At 41.4% G+C, this 2449-nt stretch carries 1 protein-coding gene; it reads left to right on the top strand.

Annotated features, from left to right (window positions below; all coding sequences use genetic code 11):
* Positions 1 to 165 precede the first annotated feature (165 nt).
* Positions 166 to 1512: a H(+)/Cl(-) exchange transporter ClcA gene (gene clcA / locus ACRD6K_RS19955; RefSeq protein ID WP_430974670.1), complete on the top strand. Its 1347-nt coding sequence runs from the start codon at positions 166 to 168 to the stop codon at positions 1510 to 1512.
* Positions 1513 to 2449 lie beyond the last annotated feature (937 nt).

The following is a 2449-nucleotide window of genomic DNA, read 5'->3' as shown; positions in this document are numbered from 1 at the left end:
AACTTTTCTTTTACCATATCATGTAAATTTTAAAACATTCATTTTTGTTTACATGACACAGTTTATTGAACACTCTCTCTTTCAGTGATGGAAGCGGGAATGATTATTCAAGGAATAGAACTTGCGTTTCATCGAGCTTGGAACAAGAATAAAATCAGCTGATTTATGATAAAGCTTAATGCATTTCCTAATGAATATCAACGATCGGTTTATGAGAACACCAGGCATTTCAGGCTATTGTTCTATGCGCTGTTAATAGGGCTTATTGTAGGACTTGTTGGTTCCATTTTTAGAATTACACTTAGCTATATTGAAGGTTTCAGGCTTACCTTATTTGAACATGCAGGCAACGCGGGATTTATAAGTTGGCTATGGCCTGTTTTGTTTGCAATTACTGGAATAAGTATTGCCTTATTTCTGGTTCGGAAATTTGCACCTGAAGCAGCAGGAAGTGGCGTTCAGGAAATAGAGGGGGCCTTAGACGGGATACGTCCCATGCGTTGGAAAAGAGTAATACCAATAAAATTTATTGCTTCGTTATTTTCCTTGGGCAGTGGCTTGTTGTTGGGGCGCGAAGGGCCGACGGTTCAGTTGGGTGCCAATATTGGTAAAATGGTTAAAGACACCTTAGGGCAATCAGATATTGAAAATAACCCATTGGTTTCTGCTGGTGCTGCAGCAGGGCTTGCCAGTGCTTTTAATGCACCTTTTGCGGGTATTATTTTTGTTATTGAAGAAATGCACGGCCATTTTAAGTTTAATTTCTATTCAGCAGCGGCGATTATGATTGGAGCGGGAACAGCCGATTTTATTGTTCACGTCTTGGTTGAATCTAAGCCCATTATACAAATGATGGTTTTTCCTAGTCCGGACCTCTTTGGATTATGGCTATTTATAATTCTGGGTTTATTATGTAGTGTTATCGGCTACCTCTATAATAAGCTTCTTATTTTATCGTTGGATTTTTTTCAATTCGCCCTTAAAATGCCAGTAATTTATACCGGAGTTTTTGTAGGATTAGTCATCGCCTTAATCGGTATCTTTTCCGCCGACATGATCGGTGGCGGCTACGAAACAATTACCAAAGTCCTCGATAATTCATTTCCTTTATCTTTCCTGTTGTTTCTATTTGTTGCAAGAATGTTATTATCCTTTTTCAGCTATAGTTCCGGAGTACCCGGAGGCATTTTTTTACCCGTGCTTACACTTGGCGTTATTTTAGGAGTCGTGTTCGGAATAATCATGCAAAACTATTTTCCCAATTTAATTGCTCATCCGGGTGTTTTTGCGATTGCCGGTATGGCAGGCATTTTTGCAGCAACTGTCAGAGCACCCCTTACAGGATTAGTGCTGGCTGTTGAAATGACGTCAAACTATGAATTGATTTTACCATTAATAATTGCTACAGTTACCGCCTCTGTATTTACAACCCTTTTTGGAAATAAGCCAATTTACACAACCCTTTTAGAGCGTACATTGGTAAAGAGCAAGCAGGAAGAACAAGTAGAATAAAACCCGGCAGGAAATAACCAGAAGTGATTTAAGTGGCAGGCAGGGCAAGCATTGAGCCACTGGTTAGACGAAGTCGGGTGTTCCGGTCAGCTGGCCATAAGTTTTCAACCAAAGGTTAAAGCACAATTCGAAACTGCACCAGCAGTGGGATTTTTGCATTTCCTGTTTATTCGTTTGTCCTCTGTTTCTCAACCTTCGTCTTCTGCCTATTTACTACTGCCTTTCTGCCTGATTCTTACCCCATCCTGCGTAAGGTTTATTGGCTTCCTCCTTTAACCTTTTCAAGCCTCTGCGTTCTTAGCGGTGAAAAATTGATGTTCAGATACTCAGATATCTGGTTGTGCGTGAGTTCGTGCGTTCGTGACCTCGTGCCTTCGTGCCTTCGTGCCTTCGTGCTTGATTCTTACCCATCCGTCCCGGTTACCGGGACACCTTCCCTTCGAGAAGAGAAGGAAATCCAACCACCCGCGCATGGTTCAATGAGAATAAGTTTTATTGGCTTCCTCCTTTAACCTTTCTCCTTGATTCTTTAACCTTTCAATTAATAATTGATTGTCAGATTCTCGGATGTTCAGATACTCAGACTAAGCGTGAGTTCACACGTTCGTGACCTCGTACCTTCTTCTTCTGCCTGTCTCCTCTGCTCCCTTTTTGGTAACCCGACTACAGTTCCCATTTTGGTGACTTGTTGCCTGTTTTTGCCGACTGCAGTTTGTTTGGAGGTAACTCAAGTCATGCGGGAACTGACTTCAGTCAGCTTGGAGGTGACTCTTCGCATCTTTTTACCGACTGTAGTCACCTTTTGGATGAATTGAGTCAGGTCAGAACCGACTGCAGTCACCCCGAAGGTAAGTCGAGTCGAGAGTGTTCAACTAACTGTGTCATGTAAACAAAAATGAATGTTTTAAAATTTACATGATATGGTAAAAGAAAAGTT

The sequence above is a fragment of the Sunxiuqinia rutila genome, assembly GCF_050589705.1.
Classification (GTDB): Bacteria; Bacteroidota; Bacteroidia; order Bacteroidales; family Prolixibacteraceae; genus Sunxiuqinia; species Sunxiuqinia rutila.
Note: the sequence above shows the minus strand (reverse complement) of the source record. Positions and strands in the feature narration are given on the sequence as shown.

Excerpts from the sequence above, each read along its gene's own strand:
- clcA (WP_430974670.1), top strand. The coding sequence starts at position 166 with ATGATAAAGCTTAATGCATTTCCTAATGAATATCAACGATCGGTTTAT.